Annotated in this window: 21 protein-coding genes, 1 tRNA gene and 1 riboswitch; of the genes, 14 read left to right on the top strand and 8 right to left on the bottom strand. The window is 72.9% G+C overall.

Features of this window, described 5'->3' with window-relative positions:
• Window positions 1-149: 149 nt before the first annotated feature.
• From QWZ14_RS16585 to QWZ14_RS16545, 9 genes are all read left to right on the top strand, one after another.
• The gene (locus QWZ14_RS16585) at window positions 150-1,151 is read left to right on the top strand and encodes an ATP-binding protein (protein ID WP_290317864.1); all 1,002 of its coding nucleotides are present in this window, start codon (window positions 150-152) and stop codon (window positions 1,149-1,151) included.
• The gene (locus QWZ14_RS16580) at window positions 1,148-2,146 is read left to right on the top strand and encodes an NAD(P)-dependent oxidoreductase (RefSeq protein ID WP_290317863.1); all 999 of its coding nucleotides are present in this window, start codon (window positions 1,148-1,150) and stop codon (window positions 2,144-2,146) included. The genes QWZ14_RS16585 and QWZ14_RS16580 overlap by 4 nt, the downstream gene beginning before the upstream one ends.
• A gap of 112 nt (window positions 2,147-2,258) precedes the next feature.
• Window positions 2,259-3,812 carry a phosphoric/sulfuric ester hydrolase PehA gene (pehA, locus tag QWZ14_RS16575; protein ID WP_290317862.1) on the top strand — a complete coding sequence of 518 codons (1,554 nt, stop codon included), beginning with the start codon at window positions 2,259-2,261 and terminating at the stop codon, window positions 3,810-3,812.
• The gene (locus tag QWZ14_RS16570) at window positions 3,809-5,425 is read left to right on the top strand and encodes an ABC transporter substrate-binding protein (RefSeq protein ID WP_290317861.1); all 1,617 of its coding nucleotides are present in this window, start codon (window positions 3,809-3,811) and stop codon (window positions 5,423-5,425) included. The genes pehA and QWZ14_RS16570 overlap by 4 nt, the downstream gene beginning before the upstream one ends.
• Window positions 5,426-5,428: 3 nt before the next feature.
• On the top strand, window positions 5,429-6,991 hold the full coding sequence (locus QWZ14_RS16565) for an ABC transporter substrate-binding protein (protein WP_290317860.1): 1,563 nt from the start codon (window positions 5,429-5,431) through the stop codon (window positions 6,989-6,991).
• A complete protein-coding gene (locus QWZ14_RS16560) occupies window positions 6,984-7,949 on the top strand; it encodes an ABC transporter ATP-binding protein (RefSeq protein WP_290317859.1) in 966 nt (321 codons plus the stop codon). Before QWZ14_RS16565 ends, QWZ14_RS16560 begins: the two co-directional genes overlap by 8 nt.
• Complete coding sequence (locus QWZ14_RS16555) at window positions 7,946-8,929, top strand: ABC transporter ATP-binding protein (RefSeq protein ID WP_290317858.1); 984 nt, start codon at window positions 7,946-7,948, stop codon at window positions 8,927-8,929. The genes QWZ14_RS16560 and QWZ14_RS16555 overlap by 4 nt, the downstream gene beginning before the upstream one ends.
• A complete protein-coding gene (locus tag QWZ14_RS16550; RefSeq protein ID WP_290317857.1) occupies window positions 8,929-9,858 on the top strand; it encodes an ABC transporter permease in 930 nt (309 codons plus the stop codon). The genes QWZ14_RS16555 and QWZ14_RS16550 overlap by 1 nt, the downstream gene beginning before the upstream one ends.
• A 1-nt stretch (window position 9,859) precedes the next feature.
• Window positions 9,860-10,729 (top strand): ABC transporter permease, encoded by an 870-nt coding sequence (locus tag QWZ14_RS16545; RefSeq protein WP_290317856.1) that lies wholly within the window; start codon window positions 9,860-9,862, stop codon window positions 10,727-10,729.
• A 3-nt stretch (window positions 10,730-10,732) separates the two neighbouring features.
• On the opposite strand, the gene metF is transcribed toward QWZ14_RS16545, so the two are convergent.
• Both metF and metE read right to left on the bottom strand, forming a co-directional pair.
• Window positions 10,733-11,692: a methylenetetrahydrofolate reductase [NAD(P)H] gene (metF, locus tag QWZ14_RS16540; protein WP_290317855.1), complete on the bottom strand. Its 960-nt coding sequence runs from the start codon at window positions 11,690-11,692 to the stop codon at window positions 10,733-10,735.
• A gap of 88 nt (window positions 11,693-11,780) precedes the next feature.
• Window positions 11,781-14,105 (bottom strand): 5-methyltetrahydropteroyltriglutamate--homocysteine S-methyltransferase, encoded by a 2,325-nt coding sequence (gene metE / locus QWZ14_RS16535; RefSeq protein WP_290317854.1) that lies wholly within the window; start codon window positions 14,103-14,105, stop codon window positions 11,781-11,783.
• Window positions 14,106-14,211: 106 nt separating this feature from the next.
• Window positions 14,212-14,428: riboswitch (cobalamin riboswitch) on the bottom strand.
• Between the two features lie 377 nt (window positions 14,429-14,805).
• On the opposite strand from metE, the gene QWZ14_RS16530 reads away from it, so the two are divergent.
• The 4 genes from QWZ14_RS16530 (at window position 14,806) to QWZ14_RS16515 (ending at window position 20,153) form a co-directional block, all read left to right on the top strand.
• A complete protein-coding gene (locus tag QWZ14_RS16530) occupies window positions 14,806-17,103 on the top strand; it encodes an FdhF/YdeP family oxidoreductase (protein ID WP_290317852.1) in 2,298 nt (765 codons plus the stop codon).
• A complete protein-coding gene (fdhD, locus tag QWZ14_RS16525; protein ID WP_290317851.1) occupies window positions 17,100-17,933 on the top strand; it encodes a formate dehydrogenase accessory sulfurtransferase FdhD in 834 nt (277 codons plus the stop codon). The genes QWZ14_RS16530 and fdhD overlap by 4 nt, the downstream gene beginning before the upstream one ends.
• An 85-nt stretch (window positions 17,934-18,018) precedes the next feature.
• On the top strand, window positions 18,019-19,116 hold the full coding sequence (locus QWZ14_RS16520; RefSeq protein WP_290317850.1) for a glycosyltransferase: 1,098 nt from the start codon (window positions 18,019-18,021) through the stop codon (window positions 19,114-19,116).
• The gene (locus tag QWZ14_RS16515; RefSeq protein WP_290317849.1) at window positions 19,113-20,153 is read left to right on the top strand and encodes a glycosyltransferase; all 1,041 of its coding nucleotides are present in this window, start codon (window positions 19,113-19,115) and stop codon (window positions 20,151-20,153) included. The genes QWZ14_RS16520 and QWZ14_RS16515 overlap by 4 nt, the downstream gene beginning before the upstream one ends.
• On the opposite strand, the gene QWZ14_RS16510 is transcribed toward QWZ14_RS16515, so the two are convergent.
• Window positions 20,141-21,010 carry a glycosyltransferase family 2 protein gene (locus QWZ14_RS16510; protein WP_290317848.1) on the bottom strand — a complete coding sequence of 290 codons (870 nt, stop codon included), beginning with the start codon at window positions 21,008-21,010 and terminating at the stop codon, window positions 20,141-20,143. The genes QWZ14_RS16515 and QWZ14_RS16510 overlap by 13 nt on opposite strands.
• 137 nt (window positions 21,011-21,147) lie before the next feature.
• On the opposite strand from QWZ14_RS16510, the gene QWZ14_RS16505 reads away from it, so the two are divergent.
• Window positions 21,148-21,684: a cytochrome b gene (locus QWZ14_RS16505; RefSeq protein WP_290317847.1), complete on the top strand. Its 537-nt coding sequence runs from the start codon at window positions 21,148-21,150 to the stop codon at window positions 21,682-21,684.
• Between the two features lie 21 nt (window positions 21,685-21,705).
• Here the strand turns inward: QWZ14_RS16505 and QWZ14_RS16500 are convergent, their stop codons facing one another.
• The 5 genes from QWZ14_RS16500 to QWZ14_RS16480 form a co-directional block, all read right to left on the bottom strand.
• Entirely contained in the window at window positions 21,706-23,394 is a 1,689-nt protein-coding gene (locus QWZ14_RS16500) for a N,N-dimethylformamidase beta subunit family domain-containing protein (protein WP_290317846.1), read from the bottom strand.
• Between the two features lie 4 nt (window positions 23,395-23,398).
• Window positions 23,399-24,991 carry an ABC transporter substrate-binding protein gene (locus QWZ14_RS16495; protein ID WP_290317845.1) on the bottom strand — a complete coding sequence of 531 codons (1,593 nt, stop codon included), beginning with the start codon at window positions 24,989-24,991 and terminating at the stop codon, window positions 23,399-23,401.
• 85 nt (window positions 24,992-25,076) lie between these two features.
• Complete coding sequence (locus tag QWZ14_RS16490; protein WP_290317844.1) at window positions 25,077-25,757, bottom strand: extensin-like domain-containing protein; 681 nt, start codon at window positions 25,755-25,757, stop codon at window positions 25,077-25,079.
• Between the two features lie 51 nt (window positions 25,758-25,808).
• Window positions 25,809-26,009: a DUF1289 domain-containing protein gene (locus QWZ14_RS16485; protein WP_290317843.1), complete on the bottom strand. Its 201-nt coding sequence runs from the start codon at window positions 26,007-26,009 to the stop codon at window positions 25,809-25,811.
• Between the two features lie 55 nt (window positions 26,010-26,064).
• Window positions 26,065-26,141 (bottom strand) — tRNA-Arg (locus tag QWZ14_RS16480).
• Window positions 26,142-26,210 lie beyond the last annotated feature (69 nt).

Below are 26,210 nucleotides of genomic sequence, written 5' to 3'. Positions count from 1 at the left end.
GCAGGAGAACGGCTGCCGCCTTCGCTCCGCGCGATCCTGACGGCCGCCCTCCTTATCCCCCTCGCCTTCCTCGGCGGCGCCGTCTGGTACGACCATCATCGGCTTGATGGCCGAGGCTCTCCGCCGTCGCCAAGGACCATGCGCTGAAGGTGGTGGAGACGAACGCCCTGGTGCTCGACCGGCTGGAGGACCGCATCCAAGGCCTCGCCTGGGAGGACATCGAGGCGCTGGGCGAGGATCTCGAGCGCTGGATGCGGCGCCTGGACGAGGGCATCGCCCGGATCGCCTCGCTGCACCTGGTCCGGCCGGATGGACAGGTGGCGATGCTGAGCACCGCCTGGCCGACCCCGGCGATCTCGGTGGCCGACCGGTGCTGTTTCCGCCGGATGCGGGCCGGCGAGGCCGGGCTGCTGCAGTCGCAACGGCTGGAAGCCCTCGGCTGGCTGACCGGCGGCGTGGCGCATGACTTCAACCTGCTGACCGCCATCCTCGGCACGGTGCATCTGCTGGAGCGCCATCTCGGCGAGGCGGTGACCCTGGCCCTGGTGCTGGACGCCGCCCTGCCGCCCTGCCGCGCCGACGCCTCCCGGCTTGAGGCGGTGCCGCTGGACCTGGCGATCAATGCCCGGGATGCCCTGCCGCGCGGCGGCGCCGTGACGCTGACGACGCGGCCGGCGCCGCTCGACGCGGCGCTGCTGGACGGCAACGCGGATGCCAGGCCGGGCTCCTATGTCGCGCTCTCGCTGCGGGACGACGGCACCGGCATGCCGGCCGAGGTCCGCGAGCGCGCCTTCGAGCCCTGCTTCACCACCAAGCCGCAGGGCATGGGCACCGGCCTCGGCCTGTCGCCGCTCTTCGGCTTCATCCGCCAGCCCGGCGGGCATGTCGCCATCGACGGCACGGCGGACGGCCCGGCCGGGCACGGCTTCGAGGTCATTGCCAAGCCCTGCGGCCAGCCCGACCTGACGCGGCGTGGCCTGAGGCCGCGCCCGGGACCCGCGATTGCCGGGGGCCGCGAAAGCGGCTGGAATGACCGCCCGGCCCGAGGCCTGCCCCGGGGGGATCCCCCTGCCACGGCTCGGATCTTGCTCGGCAGCCGGCGGCCATCGCCGCTTCCGCAACCCCAGGCCGATCAGGACGCATGCGCATGACCCGACCCCTGCTGACCGTCGCCTTCCCCCTCGACGCCGGCGGCCGCGCCGTCCTCGCGGCCGCGCTGGGCGAGGCCGCCGAGGTCTGCGTGCTGCCGGAGCATGATCCGGCGGCCCGCCAGGCGATCCTGCGCCGGACCAGCGTCCTGCTGGCCCGCAACACCGGCAAGGAGCTGCTGCCCGGCGAGCCGGCGCTGCTGGCCGGCGTGCGGCTGATCCAGTTCATGACCGCGGGCGTCGACTACATCCCGCTGCGGGCCTTGCCGGCCGAGGTGCCCATCGCCAGCAACGGCGGCGCCTATGCCGAGCCGATGGCCGAGCATGCGGTGGCGATGGTCCTGGCCGCGGCCAAGCGCCTGTCCATCGAGCAGCAGGCGATGGCCGCGGGCGCCTTCAACCAATTCGTCCCGAACCGCATGCTTGCCGGCGGGGTCTGCGGCATCCTCGGCTTCGGCGGCATCGGCATCGCCACGGCGCGGCTGCTGCGCGGCTTCGGCATGCGGATCCATGCCATCCGCCGCAGCGGCCGCAGCGAGGAGCCGGTCGACTGGATCGGCACCCCGGACCGGCTGGACGAAATGCTGGCCGCCGCCGACGTGCTGGTGCTCAGCCTGCCGCTGACCAATGCCACCCGCGGCATCATCGGCGCGCGCGAACTCGGCCTGATGAAGCCCGATGCGATCCTGGTCAACCTCGCCCGCGGCGAGGTGGTCGACGAGGATGCGCTCTACCGGCACCTGGTGCGGCAGCCGGCGTTCGTCGCCTGCATCGACGCCTGGTGGATCGAGCCGGTCCGCCACGGCGCCTTCCGCATGGACCGGCCCTTCCTCGAGCTGCCGAATGTCATCGCCTCGCCGCACAACTCCGCCTCGGTGCGGGGCATCGGCGAGGTCGCGCTGACCCGGGCCGCGATAAACTGCCGCCGGGTGCTGGAGGGGCTGCCCGCGGCCTATCTCATCGGCGCCGACGAGCGGGCCGCCGCGCCGGAGGCCTGACGCCGTGCCCGGCTGACCACCACCCGGGCATCTGTCACGGCATTGCAGCCAAACCGCCACGCACCTGTCAGCCACCTGCGGTACCGCAGCGGCCATGGGCCGGACAGATGCAATGCAGCGACCGCGGAACGTGCTTCTCATCGTGGTGGACCAGTGGCGCGCGGATTTCGTGCCCTGGCTCGGCGCGGATTTCCTGCGCACCCCGAACCTCGACCGGCTCTGCCGCCAGGGGGTGACCTTCCGCAACCACGTGACGACGACGGTGCCCTGCGGCCCGGCCCGGGCCAGCCTGCTCACCGGCCTCTACCTGATGAACCACCGGGCGGTGCAGAACACCGTGCCGCTCGATGCCCGGCACATGAACCTGGGCCGCGCCCTGCGCCGCATCGGCTACGACCCGGCGCTGATCGGCTATACCACCACCACCCCTGACCCCCGCGGCACCGGCCCGCGCGACCCTCGCTTCACCTCCCTCGGCGACCTGATGGAGGGCTTCCGCAGCGTCGGCGCCTTCGAGCCGACGATGGACGGCTACTTCGGCTGGCTGGCGCACAAGGGCTATGCCCTGCCGGAGCGGCGGGAGAATATCTGGCTGCCGGAAGGTGAGGATGCCGTCCCCGGCGCCACCGACCGGCCCTGCCGCATCCCGGCCGAGCTCTCCGACACCGCCTATTTCACCGACCGGGCGCTGACCTACCTCAAGGGGGTCAATGGCAAGCCCTGGTTCCTCCACCTCGGCTACTACCGGCCGCACCCGCCCTTCATCGCCCCGAGCCCCTACAACCGCATGTACCACCCGTCGGAGATGCCGGGGCCGGTGCGGGCCGCCGATTGGCGGGTCGAGGCGCGGCAGCATCCGCTGCTCGATTTCTACCTGCGCGGCATCGGCCAGGGCAGCTTCTTCCAGGGCGCCGGCGGCGCGGCGACCGGGCTGGACGAGGCCGCGGTGCGGCTGATGCGCGCCACCTATGCCGGGCTGATCAGCGAGATCGACGACAACCTCGGCCGGGTCTTCGACTACCTCGAGCAGACCGGGCAGTGGGAGGAGACCATGGTGGTCTTCACCTCCGACCATGGCGAGCAGCTCGGCGACCACTGGCTGCTCGGCAAGATCGGCTATTTCGACGAGAGCTTCCGCATCCCGCTGGTCGTGAAGCCGGCGGGGGTGGCGGCGCGGGCGGGCGCGATCGAGGGCGCCTTCACCGAGAGCATCGACGTCATGCCGACCATCCTCGCGGCGCTGGGCGGGGAGATCCCGCGCGCCTGCGACGGGGCCTCGCTGCTGCCGCTGGTGGCGGCCGGGCCGCCGGAGGGCTGGCGCGACGCGCTGCACTACGAATACGACTTCCGCGACGTCTTCTACTCGAAGCCCGAGACCGGCCTCGGCCTCGGGATGGACGAGAGCAGCCTCTGCGTCCTCCAGGACGCCAGGTTCAAATACGTCCACTTCGCCGCGCTGCCGCCGCTGTTCTTCGACTTGGAACGCGACCCGCGGCAGTTCACCAACCTGGCCGAAAGCCCGGCCCATGCCGGGCTGGTGAAGGACTACGCCCAGCGCGCCCTGTCCTGGCGGCTGCGCCATGCCGAACGCACCCTGACCGCCTTCCGCGCCACGCCTGACGGGCTTGAAGACCGGGGGCCTGAGAACCGAGGAGCACATCCATGATCGACCGTCGTAGCCTGCTGGCGGGCAGCGCGCTCGCCGCCCTGCCGCGCTTCGCCATCGGCCAGTCCGACCAGCGGCCGTCCATCACCGTCGCGGTGCAGAAGATCAGCAACACCAATACGCTGGAGCCGCTGCGCGAGCAGTCCAACGTCGGCGAGCGGGTGATGGTCACCTCGCTCTGGGAAGGGCTGCTCGGGCGCGACTATGCCGGCAAGCTGGAGACCATCCCGGTGCTGGCGACCGAGGCGCGGCGCCTCAGCGACAGCGTGGTCGAACTCAAGCTCCGCCAGGGCGTGAAGTTCCACAACGGCGACGAGCTCACCGCCGAGGATGTCGCCTTCTCCTTCGGCAACGACCGCATGTTCGGCCCGGGCGGGCCGAACAGCGGCGCCACCATCCGGGTCGGCGAGGTGAACCCCGGCCGCACCGGCAAGGAACTGCCGATCGAGGTGCCGGCCGTCGCCAACCGCTCCTTCCCCGGCATCGAGCGGATCGAGGTGGTGGACAAGTACACGGTCCGCTGGATCAACCGCACGCCGGACGTGACGCTGGAGGGCCGCATGGCCCGCTACGGCGCCGAGATCGGCAGCCGGCGCGGCTATGCCGAGGCCGCCACCTGGCTCGACTGGTCGCGCAAGCCGGTCACCACCGGGCCCTACAAGGTCGCCGAATTCCGCGCCGACCATTCGCTGACCCTGGTGGCGCATGACGAGTACTGGGGCGGCCGGCCGCCGCTGAAGCAGCTCCGCTTCGTCGAGGTCCCCGAGGTCTCCTCCCGCGTCAACGGGCTGCTCTCGGGCGAGTACCATTTCGCCTGCGACATCCCGCCCGACCAGATCTCGGGCATCGAGCGCAACCGCGGCTTCGAGGTGCAGGGCGGCACCATCCCGAACCACCGGCTGACGGTGTTCGATAGGAACCATGCGCCGCTGCGGGATGCGCGGGTCAGGCGCGCCTTCACCCATGCGATCGACCGGCAGGCGATCGTCGACAGCCTCTGGGCGGGGCGCACCAGCATCCCGCGCGGGCTGCAGTGGGAATTCTACGGCGACATGTTCGTGGGTGACTGGTCGGTGCCGAAATTCGACCTGGCGGAGGCCCGCCGCCTGCTGCGCGAGGCCGGCTACAAGGGCGACCCGATCCCCTATCGCCTGCTGAACAACTACTACACCAACCAGACGCCGACGGCGCAGGTGCTGGTCGAGATGTGGCGCGCGGCCGGGCTGAACGTGCAGATCGAGATGAAGGAGAATTGGTCGCAGATCCTGGAGCCGGGGGCGACCCGCGCGGTGCGCGACTGGTCCAACAGCGGGCTGTTCAGCGACCCCGTCTCCTCCCTGGTGAACCAGCATGGCCCGAACGGGCAGCAGCAGCAGGTCGGCGAATACGCCAACGAGGAGTTCAACACCCTCTGCCGTGCGCTGGAGACCGGGACCGACCGGGCGCAGCGCAAGCAGGCCTTCCGCCGCATGCTGGAGATCGCCGAGCGGGAGGACCCCGCCTATACCGTGCTGCACCAGAACGCGACCTTCACGGCGAAGCGGAAGGATATCCGCTGGAAGGCGGCGCCGGCCTTCGCCATGGACTTCCGCGCGGCGAACTGGGGGGCCTGAGGCGTGCTGTCGCGCCGCACCACCTTGGGATTGTTGGCCGCACCGGCCCTGCCGCGGCTGGCGGTCGCGCAGGATGCGCGGCCTTCGGTCACCGTCGCGGTGCAGAAGATCGCCAACTCCAATACGCTGGACGTGGCGCGGGAGAATTCCAACGTCGGGACGCGGCATTTCGCCTGCTACACCGAGCCGCTGGTCGATACCGACTGGATCACCACCCTGGCCCCGCGGCCCGGCCTGGCGCTCAGCTGGACCCGGCTGGATGCGCGGCGGGTGGAGGTGGAGCTGCGCCCCGGCGTCCGCTTCCACAACGGCGACGAGATGGTGGCCGAGGATGTCGCGGCCTCCTTCGGACCGGAGCGGCTGATGGGCGGCGCCTCCGGCATCGCCGCGCGGGTGCCGCAGGAGGTCCGCGCCCAGGGGCGGGCGGTCTTCCCCGGGCTGACGGTGGAGGTGCTGGGGCGGCACCGGCTGCGCTTCGTCACGGAACGGCCGGACCCGGCGCTCGACAAGCGGCTGGGCCACCGCATCGGCATCGTGGTCAACCGCCGGGCATTGGCGGAAGCGGGAAGCTGGCTGGAATGGGCGCGCAAGCCGATCGGCACCGGGCCCTATCGCGTCGCCGAATTCCGCCCCGATACCTCCCTGCTGCTGGAGGCTTTCGATGAGTACTGGGGCGGGCGGCCGCCGCTGCGGCGCATCCGCTTCCTCGAGGTGCCGGAGGTCTCAGCGCGGATCGCCGGGCTGCTCTCGGGCGAATACGACTTCGCCTGCGACATCCCGCCCGACCAGATCGGCGAGATCGAGCGCAACCGGGCCTTTGAGGTGCAGGGCGGGCTGATCGCCAATCACCGCTTCATCGCCTTCGACAAGACCCATCCACAACTGGCCGATGCCCGCATCCGCCGCGCCCTCGGCCTGTCGATCGACCGCGCCGCGATCATCGAGGGGCTCTGGGCCGGGCGGACCGAGGTGCCGCGGGGGATGCAATTCCCCTTCTATGCCGGGATGTACCTGGAGGACTGGCCGCAGCCGCGCTTCGACCTGGCCGAGGCCCGCGCCCTGGTGAAGGCCAGCGGCTACAAGGGCGAGGTCATCCCCTACCGGCTGCTGAACAACTACTACACCGCGCAGACGCCGACCGCGCAGGTGCTGGTGGAGAATTGGCGGGCGGCCGGGCTGAACGTGAAGATCGAGATGCGGGAGAACTGGAACCAGGTGCTGGCCCCCGGCCCGGACCGGGCGCTGCGGGACTGGTCGAGCACCGTCTTCATCGCCGATCCCGTCTCCAACATGCCGGGCGTCTGGGGCCGGCATGGCTCGCACCCCGCCGGCGGCGAATGGGCGAACGAGGAGGCCTTCGCCGCGGTGGAGGCGCTGGAATCCGAGATGGACACGGCCAGGCGCCGGGCGGCGATGCGGCGGCTGCTGGGCATCCTGGAGAACGAGGACCCGGCCTATGCCATGCTGCACCAGGCCGCGAATTTCACCGGCAAGCGCCGCGCCATCCGCTGGCGGGCGGCGCAATCCTTCCTGATGGACTTCCGGGCGGGCAACTGGGATGTCTGAGCTGGTCTCCATCCGCGGCCTGACGGTCGGCTTCGGCGGGTCGCTGGCGCTGCGCGGCATCGACCTCGACATCGGCCCGGGCGAGGCGCTGGGCCTGGTCGGCGAGAGCGGCTGCGGCAAGTCGGTCACCTGGTTGGCGGCGCTCGGCCTGCTGCCGGCGCGGGCCAGGGTCTCCGGCAGCGTGCGGCTGGGCGGGGCGGAGATCCTCGGCGCCGCGCCGGCGGTGCTGGACCGGGTGCGCGGCGGCCGGGTGGCGATGATCTTCCAGGACCCGGCCAGCAGCCTCAATCCGGTGCACCGCATCGGCCGGCAGATCGCCGAGGCCCTCGGGCTGCACCAGGGGCTGCGCGGCGCGGCGGCGCGGAAGGAGGCGCGGCGGCTGCTTGACCAGGTCGGCATCCCGGATGCGGGGCGGCGGCTGGATGCCTATCCGCATGAGCTCTCGGGCGGGCAGAACCAGCGGGTGATGATCGCCATGGCGCTGGCCGGGCGGCCGGAGCTGCTGGTGGCGGACGAGCCGACGACGGCGCTCGACGTGACCATCCAGGCGCAGATCCTGGAACTGCTGGGGGCGCTGCGGCGGGACCTCGGCATGGCGCTGGTGCTGATCAGCCACGACCTCGGCGTGGTGGCCGATACCTGCGAGCGGGTGGCGGTGATGTATGCCGGGCGGATTGTCGAGGCGGCAGCGACCGCGCGGTTGTTCGCGGCGCCGGCGCATCCCTACACGCAAGGGCTGCTCGGCGCGCTGCCGCCGGTCGACGGGCCGCGCCGGCCGCTGGCCGCCATCCCCGGCGGGGTGCCGGAGCCCTGGGCGATGCCGCCGGGCTGCGCCTTCGCCCCGCGCTGCCCGCAGCGCCTGCCGGCCTGCACCGAGGGGCTGCCGGCCGCCGTCGCGCTCGGCCCGCAGCACAGCGCCGCCTGCCTGCGCGCCGCCCGCGAATTGGTCCCGGCATGAGGGACCTTCCCCTGCTGGCGGCCGAGGGGCTGGTCCGGCGCTACTGGATGCGGCGCGGCGTCTTCGGCCGGCCGGCCGCGGTGCGGGCGGTGGATGGCGTCTCGCTGACCCTGGAACGGGGGCGGACCCTGGGGCTCGTCGGCGAGAGCGGCTGCGGCAAGTCCACCACCGGGCGGCTGGTGCTGGGGCTGGAGGCACCCGATGCCGGCCGCGTCGCCTTCGAGGGGCAGCCGATGCCGCCCCCCGGCACGCCGGCCTGGCGGGCGCTGCGGGCGCGGATGCAGATGGTCTTCCAGGACCCGCTCGGCGCGCTCGACCGGCGCATGACGGTCGGCGCGCAGGTGGCCGAGCCGCTCGAGATCCACGGCCTGCCGGACCGGGCGGAGCGCGTCGCCACCCTGCTGCGGGAGGTCGGGCTGCGGCCGGACCAGGGCCGGCAATATCCGCATGAGCTCTCCGGCGGCCAGCGGCAGCGGGCGGTGCTGGCCCGCGCCCTAGCGACCGACCCCGCGCTGCTGGTCTGCGACGAGCCGATCAGCGCGCTCGACGTCTCGATCCAGGCGCAGGTGATGAACCTGCTGGTCGAGCTGCAGGCGCGGCTCGGCACCGCCATCCTCTTCGTCAGCCACGACCTGCGGGCGGTGCGGCAGGTGAGCCACCGGGTGGCCGTGATGTACCTCGGCCGCATCGTCGAGGAAGGCGAGCCGGATGCGGTGCTGCAGGACCCGGCGCACCCTTATGCCCAGGCACTGGTCTCGGCCATCCCGCATCCTGGCCGCCGCCAGCGCCGCATCCTGCTGGCCGGCGATCCGCCCAATCCGGCCGACCGGCCCGCCGGCTGCGCCTTCCACCCCCGCTGCGCCGCGGCGGTGCCGATGTGCGCGCAGGCGGACCCGGTGCTGAAGCCGCGCGCCGGCGACGGCAGGCTGGTCGCCTGCCATGTCGCGCAGGGCGATGTCCGCCCCAGAAAGGCCGCCTGATGCTCCGCTTCCTCGGCTTCCGGCTGCTGCGCGCCGCGGTCACCATCGTGCTGGTGGTCAGCTTCGCCTTCCTCGTGCTGCGGCTTTCGGGCGACCCGGCGCAGATCATCATGGGCGCCGATGCCCCGCCCGAGGCGGTCGCCGCCTTCCGCCAGGCCTGGGGGCTGGAGGAGCCGCTGTATGTGCAGTACCTCCGCTACTTCGGGGCGATCCTCCGCGGCGACCTCGGCCGCTCGATGCGGGACGGGCGGGAGGCCATCACCCTGGTCGCCGAGCGCATCCCGGCGACGCTGGCGCTGACCGTCCCGGCGCTGCTCATCAAGCTCTGCATCGGCATCCCCGCCGGCATCACCGCGGCGCTGCACCGCAATTCGCTGATCGACCGGGCGGTGATGGTGCTGGCGGTCGCCGGCTTCACCGTTCCCTCCTTCGTGCTCGGCCTACTGCTGGTGCTGGTCTTCGCGGTGCAGCTGGGCTGGCTGCCCTCGGGCGGGCAGGACAGCTGGCGGCATGCGATCCTGCCCATCGTCACCATGGGCGTCGGCGGCGCGGCGGTGCTGGCGCGCTTCACCCGCAGCGCGATGCTGGAGGTGCTGGGCCAGCCCTATATCCGCACCGCCTCGGCCAAGGGCGTGCCCTGGCGGGCGGTGGTCTGGGGCCATGCGCTGCCGAATGCGGCGATCCCGACGGTGACCATCATCGGCTTCATGGTCGGCAGCCTGATCGCCGGGGCGGTGGTGGTCGAGAGCGTCTTTTCCTGGCCCGGCGTCGGGCGGCTGCTGGTGGTGGCGGTCGCCAACCGCGACCTCGCGGTGGTGCAGTGCATCCTGCTGCTGGTCGCCGCCACCATGGTCACCGCCAACCTGGTGGTCGACCTGCTCTATGGCGCGCTCGACCCGCGGCTGCGCAACGCCGTGCGGGGGGCCTGAGATGTCCGAGGCCGCCCTGCCGGTCACCCTCGCCCCGCCGGCGGCGCCGCGGGGGCTGCCGGCGCTGGTGGTCTTCGCCGGGGTCTGGCTGCTGCTGATGCTGGGCATCGCGCTGCTGGCGGATGTGGTCAGCCCCTATGGCTATACCGCACTCGACCTGCGCAACAGGCTCTCGCCGCCGATCGGCTTCGGCGGGGTGGCGCCGCATCCGCTCGGGACGGACGAGCTGGGGCGGGACGTGCTCTCCCGGCTCGTGTACTCGATCCGGATGAGCCTGCTGATCGCCTTCGGGGCGACGATCATCGGCGCGGTGATCGGCACGACGCTCGGCTTCCTCGCGGCGCATTGCCGCGGCGTCGTGGACCAGGTGGTGCTGGCGCTGGTCGATTTCTCGGCCAGCCTGCCCTTCCTGATCCTGGCGCTCTCGGTGCTGGCCTTCTTCGGCAATTCGCTGACCTTGTTCGTCTGCCTGCTCGGGCTGCATGCCTGGGAGCGCTATGCCCGCATCGCCCGCGGGCTGGCGGTCTCGGCAGGCGCCCAGGGCTATGCCGCGGCGGTGCGCCAGCTCGGCGCCTCGCCGTGGCGGGTCTATGGCCGGCACGTGCTGCCGAACATCGCCTCGACGCTCATCGTCTCGATGACGCTGGCCTTCCCCGAGATCATCCTGCTGGAGAGCGGGCTCTCCTTCCTCGGCCTCGGGGTGCAGCCGCCGGAGACCTCGCTCGGCTCCATGGTCGGCTACGGGCGGGAGTACCTGACCCGGGCGCCCTGGATCCTGCTCTCCCCCGCCGCGGTCATCGTGCTGACCACCTTCTCGGTCTCGGTGCTGGGCGACTGGCTGCGCGACCGGCTGGACCCGACCCTGCGGTAGCCGTCACCCGGCCTGGGCGGCCACGCTGCCCGGTCTCGGCCGCACGCCGAGGATATGGGCGATCGCATGGGTCAGCTCGGGACGGTTCAGCGTGTAGAAGTGGAATTCGTCGACGCCGTTGGCCTGCAGCGTGCGGACCTGCTCGGCGGCGACGATGCTGGCCACGATGCGGCGGATCTCCGGCGCATCCTCGGTCCCTTCGAACAGGTGGCCCAGCCAAGCCGGGACGCTCGTGCCGCACATCGCCGAGAAGCGGGCGGCCTGGGCGAAATTCGACACCGGCATGATGCCGGGGACGATCGGCGCGGTGATGCCGGCGGCCAGGCAGCGGTCGAGGAACCGCAGGTAGGTCGCGGTGTCGAAGAAGTACTGGGTGATGGCCCGCGTCGCCCCGTTGTCGAGCTTGCGCTTGAGGCTATCGAGATCATCCTCCGGGCTCCGCGCCGTCGGGTGCATCTCGGGGTAGGCGGCGACCGAGATCTCGAAATCGGCGATCCGCCGCAGCCCGGCGACCAGGTCGCTGGCATAGGCATAGCCGCCGGGATGCGGCGCATAATCCGTGCCTGGGGCGGGATCGCCGCGCAGCGCCACGATGTGGCGCACGCCGGCCTCCCAGTAGCCGCGCGCCACCGCGTCGACCTCCTCGCGGGTGGCGCCGACGCAGGTGAGGTGCGCGGCCGGCACCAGCTCCGTCTCACGGGCGAGGCGGGCGACGGTCGCATGGGTGCGCTCATGCGTGGTCCCGCCGGCGCCGTAGGTCACCGAGACGAAACGCGGCGCCAGCGGCGCCAGGCGCTTGATGCAGGCCCAGAGCTGCTGCTCCAGCGCCTCGGTGCGGGGCGGGAAGAACTCGAAGGACAGCAGCGGTGCCGGCTGCGCCGCGTCGCGCATCGGCAGGGGCTCGATCCGCTCGCTCGACAGCCAGCGCCGCAGGACCGGCGCCAAAGTCTCCATGTTGCTCATGCTCGGCTTCCTTCACATCGGCGGCCGCGGTCGTGGCGCGGCAGGGGCAGGAGGGGGCCGCGACGGATCGCGGCCCCCTTGGTGCGGCTCAGGCGGCGGCGCGCGCCGCCTGGGCGGCCGCCACCATGTTGATGAGGGCTGCTTCGGTCTCCGGCCATTTGCGGGTCTTGAGGCCGCAGTCCGGATTGACCCAGAGCTGGTCCGCCGCCAGGCGCGCGCGGGCGGCCTGCAGCAGCTCGGTCATCTCCGCCACCGCGGGCACCCGCGGCGAGTGGATGTCGTAGACGCCGGGCCCGATCTCGGCCGGGTAGCGGTAGTCGGCGAAGGCGCCGAGCAGCTCCATCCGGGATCGCGCGGTCTCGATCGAGATCACGTCGGCATCCATGTCGCCGATGGCGGCGATGATGTCGTTGAACTCCGAGTAGCACATGTGGGTATGGATCTGGGTGCGGTCGGCCACGCCCGATGCGGTCAGGCGGAAGCTCTCCACCGCCCAGGCCAGGTAGGCGTCCCAGTCGCCGCGGCGCAGCGGCAGGCCCTCGCGCAGCGCGGCCTCGTCGATCTGGATGATCTTCGCGCCGGCCCGCTCCAGGTCCACCACCTCGTCGCGGATGGCGAGCGCGGTCTGCCGGCAGGCCAGCGCGCGCGGGATGTCGTCGCGCACGAAGGACCAGTTCAGGATGGTCACCGGGCCGGTGAGCATGCCCTTCATCGGCCGCTGCGTCAGGCCCTGCGCATAGGACCACCAGGCGACCGTCATCGGCTTCGGCCGCGAGACGTCGCCGAACAGGATCGGCGGCCGCACGCAGCGGGACCCGTAGGACTGCACCCAGCCGTGTTTGGTGAAGGCGAAGCCCGAGAGCTGCTCGCCGAAGTACTGCACCATGTCGTTGCGCTCGAACTCGCCGTGCACCAGCACGTCGAGGCCGATGCTCTCCTGCCAGCGCACGGTGCGGGCGGTCTCCTCGCGCAGGAAGGCCTCGTAGTCGGCATCGGACAGGCTGCCCTTGCCATGGGCGGAGCGGGCCTTGCGCACCGCCTCGGTCTGCGGGAAGGAGCCGATGGTGGTGGTCGGGAAGGCCGGCAGGCCGAGCTGCCCGGCCTGCAGCGGGCGGCGTTCGGCGAAGCCGGCCGGGCGCCGGCCCATCGCCGCGGTCACCCGGGCCAGGCGCTCGCTGACCGCCGCATCGTGGATCTTGGGCGAGGTCCGGCGCGAGGCGGCGGCGGCGGAGGCATCGCGCAGCGGCCCGGCCACGCCGGCACGGCCGCCGTTCAGCGCGCGGGCCAGCGTCACCAGCTCCTCGATCTTCTGGACGGCGAAGGCCAGCCAGCTCCGGACATCGGCGTCGAGCGCGGTCTCCTGCGCCAGGTCGATCGGCGTGTGCAGCAGCGAGCAGGAGGGCGCCAGCACGATCTCCCGGCCGCTCGCCACCACCGGCTCGAGCCGGTCGAGCAGGGCCTCGAGGTCGGCGCGCCAGACGTTGCGGCCGTCGACGACGCCGAGCGACAGCACCAGCTCCGGCCGCGCCCTGGCCAGCACGGTCTCGAGCTGCGCCGGGGCGCGGATGAGGTCGAGGTGCAGGCCGGCGACCGGCAGCGCCAGGGCGGCGTCGAGGTTGTCGCCCAGCGCGCCGAAATAGGTGGTGAGCATCAGCCGGATGCCGGGCGCCGCCTTGGCCAGCGCCGCATAGGCCTCGGCCAGCAGGGCGTGGTCCTCGGCGGTCAGGTCCAGCACCAAGCAGGGCTCGTCGATCTGCACCCAGCCCGCCCCCGCCGCGGCCAGGCGGCCGAGGACCTCGGCATAGACGGGCAGCAGGGCGCGCAGCAGCTCGCGTCGGTGCAGCCCCTCGGTATGGCTCTTGCCGAGCTTCAGGAAGGTCACCGGTCCCAGCAGCACCGGACGGGTGGCGATGCCCTGCGCCTTGGCCTCCAGGTACTCGTCGACGACCTTGGTGGAGGACAGCGCGAAGGCCTGGCCGGAGGAGAATTCCGGGACCAGGTAGTGGTAGTTGGTGTCGAACCACTTGGTCATCTCGGCGGCCGGCACGTCCACCGCCTTGTGGTGGCAGCCATGGCCGCAGTCGGCGTGCTCCGCCTCCCCCTGGGCGCCGCGCGCCATGGCGAAGTAGGTATCGAGGCCGACCGGGCCGCCCTGCCAGCCATAGATCGCCGGGACGGCGCCGACCATGGCGCTGGTGTCGAGCACGTGGTCATAGAGGGAGAAGTCGTTGCTCGGCACGTGGTCGACGCCGAGGCCGGCCTGCCGCGCCCAGGTCCTGGCGCGCAGCTCGGCGGCGGTCGAGAGCAGGGCGGCGCGGTCCGACTTGCCGGACCAGAAGCGCTCCAGCGCCACCTTGAGCTCGCGGCGCGGCCCGATGCGGGGAAAGCCGAGGGTTGCGACGGTGACGGTCATGAACCTTGCCTTTGCGATGGGCAGGGAGGCAGCCGGACGCAACCCGAGCCACGACGGTGCGGACCGGCGCGCGCGGACTCTGCGGCCTGACCGGGCACCCCGCCGGAGGACGTTATGTGTCGGGGCAGGTCTCCTGGCTCACGGGTCAGCGCCTCGATCCTGGCCTTCCCAATGCCCGGAGGCATCAGTGGCGCGCGACGGATCCCGGCTCACCGCTCACAGTTGCGGGGGCAGCTTCGGCATCGGCGTCGCCGCCTCACCGAATTCCCTCTTAGCTCCCCGGCCGGGCATGGCCAGAGAGAACCTCGACCCCGGCATCTGACCCCGGCTGCCGCAAGCTGTCAACAGACATAAACATATCCTTATATGACAATGCAGCCCCTGACTGCACCGTCATGCGCCGGCACGCCGCGGTGCGGCGCCGGGCGGGAACGAAGCCGGGCCCGTGGCGCTTGTCCCGGCGACCGCATGGCCGTCAGGACGCATGGGTCGCCTTCCCCCCATCGGCGCCGGGGCGGGAAGGCTTCCCCGGTCGCAGCGCCCAGGGGTTGCAGCATGGTGGCGGATACTCCCGATCGGCATCCGGCAGTCCCCGCCGGCCCTTCGCCCGATGCGCCGCGGGCTGCTGCCACGGGCCGGCCGGCCTGACCCCCCTCCCCCGAACAGCGGCGCCCTCCCGGGACGTGGCACAGAGGCCGACATGAGCGAGAAGATCCGGATCAGACCCTACACCGGTCCCGCAGGCGGCTGGGGCTCGCTCCGCTCGGTCGAGAGCGTCCTGACCAAGCAGCAGCGGCTGGCCACCGGCAATGCCACCCTGCTGCGGCAGAACAAGCCGGAGGGGTACTCCTGCGTCTCCTGCTCCTGGGCCAAGCCCGACGAGGCCGCGACCTTCGAGTACTGCGAGAACGGCGCCAAGGCGACGGCCTGGGAGATCACCCGCAGGCGCGTGCCGGACGACTTCTTCGCCCGGCACACGGTGAGCGAGCTGCGCGGCTGGACCGACCACGACCTCGAGGCCGAGGGCCGCCTGCTGCGCCCGATGCGCCTCGACCACGCGAGCGACCGCTGGGTGCCGGTGTCCTGGGAGGCGGCCTTCCGCGAGATCGGCGCGGAGCTGCGGGCGCTCGAGCCCCGCAGCACCGTCTTCTACGCCTCCGGCCGCGCCTCGCTGGAGACCTCCTACATGTGGGGCCTCTTCGCCAGGCTCTACGGCCACAACAACCTGCCCGACAGTTCCAACATGTGCCACGAGAGCACCTCGGTCGGCCTGCCGGAGTCGATCGGCGCGCCGGTCGGCACCATCCTGCTCGAGGATTTCAAGCGGACCGAGCTGATCCTCTCCTTCGGGCAGAACGTCGGCACCAACAGCCCGCGCATGCTGCACCCGCTGCAGGAGGCGGCGAAGCGCGGCGTCCCGATGATCACCTTCAACCCGCTACGGGAGCGCGGCTGGGAGCGCTTCACCAATCCCCAGTCGCCGCGCGAGATGCTCACCCGGTCGGAGACGCGCATCTCCTCGCACTACCACCAGGTCAAGGCCGGCGGCGACATCGCCGCCATCCTCGGCATCTGCAAGGCGCTGCTCGAGGGCGACGACGCGGCGGCGGCGGCCGGGACGGCGCCCTGGATCGACCATGCCTTCATCGCCGAGCACACCCACGGCTTCGGCGCCTTCGCCGCCGCGGCCCGCGCCGCCGACTGGGCGGCGCTCGAGGCGCGCTCCGGCCTCGGCCGCGCCGCGCTGGCCGAGACCGCGGCGATCTACGCCCGCAGCGGGTCGGCCATCGCCGTCTACGGCATGGGGCTGACGCAGCACCGCACCGGCGTCGAGAACGTGCGCATGGTGGTCAACCTGCTGCTGCTGCGCGGCAACATCGGCAAGCCCGGCGCCGGCGTGCTGCCGGTGCGCGGGCACTCCAACGTCCAGGGCCAACGCACCGTCGGCATCAGCGAGAAGCCGGAGCTGGTGCCGCTCGACCGGCTGGCCGAGCAATACGGCTTCACGCCGCCGCGCGAGTCCGGGCTGAACACGGTCGAGGCCTGCGAGGGCATCATCGCCGGGACGGTCCGCGCCTTCCTGAGCCTCGGCGGCAATTTCATCCGCGCGGTGCCGGAGACGGCGGCGATGGAGGAAGCCTGGCCCCGGCTGCGGCTGACGGTGCAGATCTCGACCAAGCTGAACCGGAGCCACCTCGTCAACGGCGAGGTCGCCTACCTGCTGCCCTGCCTCGGGCGGATCGAGGTGGATGAGCAGGCGGCGGGGCCGCAGTCGGTCACCTGCGAGGACACCATGACCAAGATCCACCCGAGCCGCGGCCAGGTGGCGCCGGCCGGGCCGGAGCTGCGCTCCGAGCCGGCGATCGTCGCCGGCATCGCCCAGGCGACGCTGCCCCCCAACCCGCGCCTGCCCTGGGCTGACTGGGTGGCGGACTACGGCCGCGTGCGCGATGCCATCGAGGCGACCTACCCGGAGACCTTTGCGGGCTTCAACACCCGCGTCTTCGAAGGCAGCGGCTTCCACCGGCCGCTCCCGGCCCGGCAGCGGGAATGGAAGACCGAAACGGGCAAGGCGAATTTCCTCACCCCCGCCTCCCTCGAGGAAAACCCCGACACCGCGGTGGCGCCGCAGCCGGACGTGCTGCAGCTCATCACGATCCGCTCCAACGACCAGTTCAACACCACCATCTACGGCTACGACGACCGCTTCCGCGGGGTCAGCGGCACCCGGATGGTGCTGTTCATGAATGCCGGCGACGCGGCGCGGCTCGGCCTCGCGGACGGCGCGGCGGTGGCCCTGGCCACGGCGGTGGAGGACGGCATCCCCCGCCGCGTCGAGGGCTTCCGGGTGACCTACTACGATATCCCGGCCGGCTGCTGCGCCGCCTACTACCCCGAGTGCAACCCGCTGATCCCGCTCTGGCACCATGCCGAGCACAGCAAGGTGCCGGCCGCCAAGTCGATCCCGGTCCGGCTGCAGGCCATGGCCGCCGCATGAGCTTGGCCCCGCCCCTGGCCCCTCCCCTGGCCCCTCCCCTGGCCACCCTGCCGCGCGTCGCCGTCTCCGGCACCTCGCTCTTCCCGGGCGAGCGGGTCCTGGCCGAGGAGACCGCGGTGGCGCTGGTCTACGACGGGGCCACGCATGCGGTGATGATGGCCAGCCCCGCGGACCTGGAGGACTTCGCCCTCGGCTTCTCCCTGACCGAGGCTATCGTCTCCGCCGCCGGCGCCATCGAGGAGCTGGAGGTGGTGCCGCGCGGCGCGCTCGGCTGCGAGGTGCGGATGCGGCTCGCCGAGGAGAGCGGGCTGCGCCAGCTGGGGCGACGCCGGGCCCTGGCCGGACCCGTGGGCTGCGGCCTCTGCGGCATCCAGTCGCTGGAGGAGGCGGCGCGGGCGGTGCCGCCGGTGCGCTCCGCGCTGCGGCTCTGGCCCGGGGCGATCGAGGCGGCGATGGCGGCCCTGGCCGAGGCCCAGGCGATGAACCGGGATGCCCGCGCGGTGCATGCCGCGGCCTTCTGGCGCCCGGACCACGGGCTGGTCGCCATCCGCGAGGATGTCGGCCGGCACAACGCGCTGGACAAGCTCGCCGGGGCCCTGGCGCGAGCCGGCGAGGCCGGCGCGGGCGGGCTGATCGCGCTCACCAGCCGCGTCTCGGTGGAGATGGTGCAGAAGGCGGCGCGGATCGGCGCGCCGGTGATCGCCGCCGTCTCCGCGCCGACCGCGCTGGCGGTACGCACGGCGGAGGCCTGCGGCGTCACCCTCGTCGCGGTCGCACGCGGCAGCGGCTTCGAGGTCTTCACCCATCCGGTCCGGGTCATCGGCAGCTGATGGCAGGCCAGCTCGGGGGTCGCCTCCGCCGGATCGCGGGCCGGGCCGGCCGATGGAAGGGGCTGGGGCCCATGGTCGGTGGCGCGTGAGGATCGCGGTCCTGTCCCATCTCAAGCATCCCATCGCCGAGCCCTTCGCCGGCGGCCTCGAGGCCCAGACCCATCTCCTGGTCCGCCACCTGCAGGCCCGCGGCCACCGGGTGACGCTCTTCGCCGCCGCCGGCTCGGACCCCGTCTGCGATCTGCAGGCCATCTGCACGCCGACCGGCACGCCGGCGACGCTGCAGGAGGCCGCGGTCACCGCGCGGGTGGAGCATGCGGCCTATGCCCGCATCGTCGGGCGCCTCGAGCGCGGCGGCTTCGACTTGGTCCACAACAATTCGCTGCACTACCTCCCGCTGGACCGGGCGGACCGCATCCCGGCTGCCATGGTGACGACGCTGCACTGCCCGCCCTTCGAGGAGCTGGAGGCCGCGGCCGCCGCGCCGCCTCAGCGCCCGCTGCGCTTCGTGGCGGTGTCGGCGGCGATGCGGCGCCTCTGGCAGCCGATCGTTCCGGTGACCGACACAATCCCGAACGGCATCGACCTCGGGCTGTTCCGCGCCCGCCTCGAGCCGCCGGCCATGCCGCGGGCCGTCTGGAGCGGCCGGCTTGTGCCGGAGAAGGGGCTGCACCTGGCGATCGCCGCCGCGCGCCTCGCGCGCATGCCGCTGCGGATCCTGGGGCCGATCGAGGACCGGGCCTACTGGGAGGGCTTCGTCGCGCCGGCGCTCGGCGGCGACATCGTCTATGTCGGCCATCTCGGCCATCCGGAGCTGGTGCAGGAGGTGGCGCGGGCGTCCGTCAGCCTGGTGACCCCCTGCTGGGAGGAGGCCTACGGCCTGGTCGTCGCCGAGGCGTTGGCCTGCGGCACGCCGGTCGCCGGCTTCGCCCGCGGCGCCCTGCCGGACCTGCTCGATGCCCGCACCGGCCGCCTCGTCCCCGCCGATGACGTCGAGGCCCTGGCCCGCGCCATCCCGGCGGCGGCGGCCCTCTCCCGCAGCGCCTGCCGCAGCCGCGCGGAAGCCCAGTGCGACGCCGCGGTGATGGTGGACCGATACGAGCGCCTCTACCACGACGAGATCGCCCGCTTCCACGGCGGCCGGACGCGGGCCGCGGTGCCCGCCATGGCCGGCCTCGGATGAGGCCGGTCGGCTACTACCTGCACCACCAGGGCATCGGGCACTGGCAGCGCGCCACGGCGCTGGCCCGGCGGCTGCGGCGCCCCTGCGTGCTGCTCGGCACCATCCCGGCGGACCAGCGGGCGCGGGCCCCCTGCCCCGTCCTCGACCTGCCCGACGATGCCGTCCGGGACCCGGCCCGGCACGGCGACCTCGCCGGCGTGCCGGGGCTGCACTACGCCCCGCTCGGGCATGAGGGGACGCGGCGCCGCGCCGCCGCCATCGCCGGCTGGATCGCCGCCCGGCGCCCGGCCCTGCTGGTGGTGGACGTCTCGGTCGAGGTCGCCCTGCTGTCCCGCCTCTGCGCCACGCCCTTCCTCTATGTCCGGCTCAACGGGCGGCGCGAGGACCCGCCGCACCTCGCCGCCTTCCGGGCCGCCGAGGCGCTGATCGCCCCCTTCCCGGCCCCGCTGGAGTCCAGCGGCACCCCGGCCTGGGTCCTGCGGAAGTCCGTCCATACCGGCTTCCTGGCCGTCCCCGCCCCGCCCGCCACGGAGGGCGGCGGGATCGTCGTCGTCTTCGGCCGGGGCGGCGGCGGCGGCGACGGCGCCGCCCTGGCGGCGGCCGCGCGGGCGACCCCGGACCACGCCTGGCGGGTGCTCGGCCCGGTGGTGCCCGCGGACGCCGCGCCGCCCGTCAACCTGGCCCTGCTGGGCTGGCGGGCGGATGCCCAGGCCATCCTCGCCGGCGCCGACCTGGTCATCGGCGGCGCCGGCGACGGGCTGGTCGCCGAGGTGGCGGCGCTCGGCAAGCGCTTCCTCTGCCTGCCGGAGCCCCGCCCCTTCGGCGAGCAGGCGGAGAAGGCGGCGCGCCTCGCCGGCCTCGGCGCCGCCGTGGTGCGGCCCGCCTGGCCGGCGGCCGCCGCCTGGCCCGCCCTGCTGCGCGAGGCGGCGGCCCTCGACCCCGGCCGGATCGCCGCGTTGCACGACCCGGACGCGCTGGACCGGGCCGCGGTCTTCATCGATGCCGCGGCCGATCGCGCCGAAGCCTATGGACCGTAGGCCTCGGCCGGCGGCCGGGCGGCGGCGGCGACCTCCGCGGCGGTGGGATGCCGCAGCAGCGTCAGCCCCCCCTCGGCCGGCGGCGGCGCGATCAGCCCCATGGCGGCGAAGGCCCGCAGCCAGCCGTCCATCGGCCAGATGCCATGCTGCCGCCGGAAGCGGTCCGCATTGGCGATGATGTCGGCGAAGTGCTGCAGCGGCGGGTCGTAGACCGGATGGTACTGGTGGAAGGCGCAGGTGCTGGCGGTGAAGAGCAGCGGCACGCCGGCGTCGCGGGCGCGGAAGGCGAGGTCGGTATCCTCCGCGCCATAGCCGACATAGGCCTCGTCGAAGCCGCCGAGCCGCTCGAAGACGGCGCGGCGGGTGGCGAAGGCCAGCGACCAGAACAGCCCGGCATTGGCCTCCGGCCGCAGCCCGGTCCCGGGGAATTGCCGCAGCGGATGGCGCCGGCCGAGGGCGCGGAGGCGCCGCGGGTCGAGGCCGGCCGAGGCCGCCTCGGCCGGGAGATAGAGCACCTCGCAGCAGATCAGCGCCGCCGCGCCGGCGACATCCCGGGCCAGGCCGGCGACGAGATCCGGCGCCGGGATGCAGTCGACGTCGAGGAAGACCAGCCCCGGCGTCCCGGCCAGCCGCGCCGCGGCGTTGCGCGCCGCGGCCAGCGGCAGCCCGGGCTGCGGCATGCGGTGCAGGGTGACCGGGAAGGGCAGCGCCGAAAGCTCGACCGGCTGCTCGCCCATGTCGACGACGACGCATCGATCCGGCCGCCGCGTTCCCGCCGCCAGCCCGGCCAGCAGGTTGCGCAGATGGCGCTCGCGGCCCTTGACCAGGGTGAGGACACTGACCGCACTATCATCCATGCCTGCTCTCCCGCTCATCCCGGCCCGAGCCCTTGCCCGCGGGGCCGGGCGCCGCGCCGGCGCCGGGCGGCCCGGGCCGGCCTGTCACCACGAAACTCCAGGGATGGCGCATGCCGTACAGCAAGGATGAGGCGGGCATGATGCGCTATACCGGCATGGCGCAGCTGCTGCACTGGGTCACGACCGCGCTGCTCGGCCTCATGCTGCCCTTCGTCTGGGTGGCGGAGAATTTCCCCGAAGGCCCGATCCGGGTGTTCTGGTACCTGCTGCACGAATCCTGCGGCATCATGATCTTCCTGCTGGTCGTCGCCCGGCTCAGCTGGCGCGCCGCGCATCCGCCGCCGCCGCTGCCGGCCGCGACCGGCACGGCGGCGCGGCGGCTGGCGCAGGCCACCCACTGGCTGCTCTATGCCGTGCTGCTGCTGATGCCAGCAACCGGCTACCTGATGGCGGGCAACGGCCAGCCGGTGCCCTTCTTCGGCCTGTTCGGCCTGCCGGGGCTGCCGAAGAACGAGACGCTCGGGATCATCGCCAACCGCATCCACGTCTGGACCCAGTTCGCGGTCTACGGGCTGGTGCTGCTGCATATCGCCGGCACCGTCTGGCATGTCGCGGTCCGGCGCGACGGGACGCTGGACCGGATGCTGCCGCTGCAGCGGCCCGGCCAGCCCTGAGGCGGCCGGCCGAAGCCCGGGCTAGCCCTCCCCCGGGCCGGGCGCGGGGGCGGCGCCGAAGCGGTCGAGGATGGTGCGGGTGATCCGCTGGGTATAGGCGCAGCCGCGCGTCAGCCCCATCACCCACTCGCAGCTCGCGGCGGTCAGCACCTCGCCCTTGCCGCGCCGCATCGACACCATCATGCCGGAGCCATGGTAGGATTTCGCCAGCGTCGCCGCATCGGCGACGCCATGGATCATCTCGGCCTTCTCGTACCAGTCGTGCGCGCCGACATAGGCGCGGAGCGTGTAGCTCTCGAGCGGAGCCTCGGCCATGACCGCCGGTGTCATGGCCAGGATCTCGACGCTGTCCGGCGTGCCGTCCTTGCCCGTCGGGTAGGGCAGGCCGTCGCGGAAGGTGTAGTCGACGCCATCCACCTCGTAGCCGAAGATGCGGGCCTCGGCGCCGAAGACGTCGCCGTAGCTGAGGTCGGTATCGGCGAAGGCCCAGTGCTCCGGCCGGTAGACGGTGAAGCCGCGGCTGCCGCGCGGGGTGAAGCGGCCCCAGTTCGCGTAGGTGCCGCCGAGGCCGTTCACCCCGACGGTGGTGGCGCCGGGCCAGCGGACGTGCCGGTCCTCCCAGGCGCTGGTCAGCCGCGTGTCGTCGCCGGTCGCGCGGATCGGGTCGGTGCGGTGGGCGTTGCTCTTGTGGCAGACCTGGCGCCGGCCCTCCTCCTCCAGCCGGACCTGCCAGGTGAAGTTGGCGCCGAAGCGGGCGAGATGGCCGCCGCGGTCCACGTAGCTCTCGACCGCGAGCCGCATCTCCCGCGTCCAGTACTCGTCGTGGCCGACGATGACGACGCCGCCGTAGCCATCCAGCAGCTCGGGGCGGAGGTGCAGGTCGGTCTGGGTGATGGTGTCGACGGCATAGCCCTCGCGCTCGGCCCATAGCGCGAAGTGCCGGTCGTACTGCGCCCAGCCGGTCGCCGCGTAGTAGTAGCTGAAGCCGTTGGCGTAGGACCATTCCTTGAAGTCGTAGCGCAGCGGCATCATCGGCTCAGGCGTGGTGGCGCAGATGCGCGGCGCATTCTCCGGCAGCTTCACCAGGCCCCGCGTCCAGGGCCGCTGCAGGCTCAGCAGCGGTGACATGGCGTTGCGGGCGGGGCCATGGCTGCCGCCGTAGTGGTTGGCGCCGCCCCAGTCGTTGTAAGCGGTGTAGGTGCAGGTGGGCAGCACGTGCAGCAGCCGTCCCGCCGCGGCGCCGGCCGCCGGCCGCACGACGAAGAAGTGGTGCTGCACGAAGCGGCCGCCCTGCCGCCGGGCGACGGTCGACTCGACCAGGTAGAAGCCCGAGGGCAGGCCGGCCGGCAGCGTCCAGCGGTGCAGCACCGGCCAGCCGCAGCCGGCTTCGTAGGCATCCGCCGGCATGGCCGTGGCCCGGCCCGGCAGGCCCTCCGCGCGGTGCACCACCTCGGGCTTCAGCCCGTCCCGCATCACCTCGAGGGTGAAGGCCGCGGCATTGGTGCTGCCGTGGAACTGCACGCACTCGCCGGGCGCATAGGAGATGGCGTCGGTATAGACATGCACCTCGTGCCACTCGGGGTCCCCGCGCGGGGCCTCGAAGGGGCGCATCTCCTGCCAGTGGTGGTCCCCCGCGGTGGGGTAGGTGAAGCGGGGGCCGACGTTGACCGTGCTGTCCGGCCGGGCGGTGGGGTCATCGTAGAGCGGCATGGGATCAGGACTTCTGCAGGTTGTAGAACAGCGGGAAGCCCTCGATCAGGCCGGTGACGTTGCTGCGGAAGGCGGTGGGCGGGGTATAGGCGCCGGTCGGCAGGTAGGGGATGTCCTCGAAGGCCTGCAGCTGGATCTGCTCGGTGAGGCGCTTCTGCTCGGCGAGGCTGCCGGCGGCGAGGAACTGCTCGCGCAGCGCCTCGATCTTCGGCAGGTCGGGCCAGCCGGAGGTCCCCGCCCGGCCGGGGCCGCGGACATAGGATTGCGTCGCCGGGTTGAGGGCGATGATGCCGGGGATGTAGTTGCACCAGGCGCTCCAGCCGCCCTTGTCCAAGCCGTCCCGGTTGTTCATCACCCGCCCGGCGACCGAGCCCCAGTCGGAGGCCTGGTAGTCCAGGTTGATGCCGACCCGGCGGAACATGTCGCCGGCGATCTCGCTCATCGCATTCAGCGCGGTGAGGTCGGTCGGCACCGCCAGCACCACCTTCTCGCCCTTGTAGCCCGCGGCCTGGAGGTTGCGCCGGACCTTGTCGTAGTCCGGCGCCCCGGCCATCGCCTCAAGCCCGGCCTCGGTCGCCAGCGCGGTGCCGGGCAGGAAGAAGCCGCAGCGGTCGTTCCAGAGCGAGCGGTCGTCGCCCATCACCGCCGTCAGGTAGTCGGTCTGGTTGATGGCGGGGAGGAAGGCGCGGCGGATCGCCGGGTTGTCGAAGGGCGGCTGGAGGTGGTTGAGGCGGATCATGCCCATCAGCCCCGCCTTGTCCTTCACTTCGACCTTGACGTTGCGGGCGCGCTTCAGCAGCGGCAGCAGGTCGGCCGCGGGCTGCTCCCACCAGTCCACCTCGCCCCGCTGCAGCGCGGCGCCGGCGGTCGCGGCATCCGGGATGGTGTGCCACTCGACGCGGTCCACCCGGGCGATCTTGCCGCCGGCGAGGAAGCTCACCGGCTCGTCGCGCGGCTTGTAGCCGGCGAAGCGCTCGTAGACCGCGCGCGAGCCGGACATCCGCTCGTCGGCCACCCAGCGGAAGGGGCCGCTGCCGACGATCTCGGTCACCTGCGTCGAGGTCGGATTGCGGGCGAAGCGCTCCTGCATCACCGGGCAGTAGGAGGAAGGCTTGGCCAGGGCGGTCGCCAGCAGCGGGAAGGGCTGCTTCAGCTTCACCAGGAAGACGCGGTCGGAGACCGCCGTCATCTCCTGGGTGATGGCGCGGATGTTCTGGCCGAGCACGTCGGCGCGGGTCCAGCGGTCGATGCTGGCGATGGCGTCGCGGGCCAGGATCGGCGTGCCGTCGTGGAAGGTGGTGCCCCCCCGCAGGGTGATGCGCCAGGTGCGGCCGTCATCCTCGATGACATGGCCCTCGACCAGCTGCGGCCGGGCCTCGTAGCTGCTGTCGAGGCCATAGAGCTGGTCGTAGACCATCATGCCGTGGTTGCGCGTCACCAGCGCGGTGTTGAACACCGGGTCGAGCAGCGTCAGGTCCGACTGGGGAACGAACCGGAGCACCGACGACGCCCCGGCGGTTCCCTGGGCGCGCAGCACCCCGGGCCGTGCCAGTGCCGCGGTGCCGGCCGCCAGGGTCAGGAAATCACGACGCTTCACGATAGACCTCCACCTTGCCCCGGGGAGTGTGCGGCATGCCGGCGGATATCGCCAAACGCCGCGGTCTGCAGGCGGGGCGGATGCCTCAGCGGCAGCTTCGCCAGGGGCCCATGTCGAGGTGGAAATGGTCCCGGTGCGCGGCGTTGTAGTCCGGCCCGAAGACGCCGTTGAACCACCGGCAGGCCCCGTCCCGCACCGCCCGCAGGAAGGCCGCCTCCGCCGGCGCCCCCGACCAGCCCTGGGCCAGCTGCACCTCGCGGCGGTCCTGCAGCACGAAGCCCGCGACATCGATCGCGTTGGCGGTGGCATGCTGGCTGCGCCGCCCCGCCTCGGCATGGTTCACGTTGCGGCAGGCATGGCTGCCGAGGTGGCGCAGGCCCGCCACGGGACTGCCGAGGTGGCGTTGCGCGGCGGGCTGCAGGGTGTTGCGCTCGAACAGCACCCAGGCGGCGGCCAGGGGGCAGGTGACCAGCGGCACGCCCGGCGCGGCACGGACGGCGCCGGCCAGGCGCACCACGTCCTGCAGGCCGCAGCCCACCTCGGAGGCGCGGTCCGGTACCCGGTCGACCGGGATGCCGGAGAGGGCGAAGGCGGCGAAGCAGGTCTCGGGGTGCCGAGCCATCCAGCCGAGCTTGGCCCCGGTCAGCAGGTTGGGCGGCGCGGTGAGGTCGAGCGGGGTGCGGGGATCCCAGGCCGGCGGCAGGTGGCGCAGGCCGAAGGCCAGGCCGGCCGCGAGACAACACAGGCCGAGGAGCAGCCACCGCATCACGGAGAGATGGTGCCGGCCCGGGCGCGGGGCCAGGGCTGCCGCCGGGCCTCAGCCGCCGCCGGGCTTCCGCCGGCCGGCCAGGGCCAGCAGGATCGCCTGCCGGGCCGCGGCGGTGGCCGTCGGCCAGGCGGCGATCTCCGCCAGGCTGCGGCCGCAGCCGAGGCAATGGCGCTGCGGCGCATCGAGCCGGCACCGCCCGGTGCAGGGCGAGGCTGGGCCCAGGGCGGCGGGCGGATCGGATTCAGGCATGGGAAGGGGCGATCCGGGCCAGGCGAGGCCGCGTCAACCGCATGGTGGGAAAGAATGGCGCGCCCGAAGAGATTCGAACTCCTGACCCCCAGATTCGTAGTCTGGTGCTCTATCCAGCTGAGCTACGGGCGCGCAGGCCGCTTTCGCGGCGAGGCGGCGGAATAGCGGAGGCTGCGCCGCGGCGCAACCCCCAATCCCGCC

Origin of the sequence: Paeniroseomonas aquatica, from assembly GCF_030409335.1 — a bacterium.
GTDB classification, from domain to species: Bacteria; Pseudomonadota; Alphaproteobacteria; order Acetobacterales; family Acetobacteraceae; genus Belnapia; species Belnapia aquatica.
The sequence above is the reverse complement of the archived record's forward strand: the minus strand, read 5'-3'. Positions and strand labels throughout refer to the sequence as shown.